This is a genomic window from Acetomicrobium sp. S15 = DSM 107314 (assembly GCF_016125955.1).
In the GTDB taxonomy this organism is placed as follows: Bacteria; Synergistota; Synergistia; order Synergistales; family Thermosynergistaceae; genus Thermosynergistes; species Thermosynergistes pyruvativorans.
Map to the genome: position 1 here is coordinate 1 of NZ_JADEVE010000168.1, position 269 is coordinate 269.

A 269-nucleotide genomic window follows, 5' to 3' on the forward strand; every position below is an offset into this window, starting at 1 on the left:
CGTAGATATCGGGAGGAACGCCGGTGGCGAAGGCGGCTTCCTGGCCCGCAACTGACGCTCATGTGCGAAAGCCAGGGGAGCGAACCGGATTAGATACCCGGGTAGTCCTGGCCGTAAACGATGGACGCTAGGTGTGGGCGATGAGAAAGGCGTTTTTGGCCATGCTCTGTGCGGTGCTCGTGTTTGTACCCGTAACTGCTTCAGGCGAGTGGAAGCCGGACAAGCCCATCACGTGCATCGTCCCGTGGGCTGCAGGTGGCTCCACGGAC

1 rRNA gene is annotated in these 269 nt (G+C 61.3%); it reads left to right on the forward strand.

The features are described 5' to 3' along the window. Positions 1-245 (forward strand): 16S ribosomal RNA (locus EZM41_RS03945); the annotation flags it as partial. Positions 246-269: the final 24 nt, after the last annotated feature.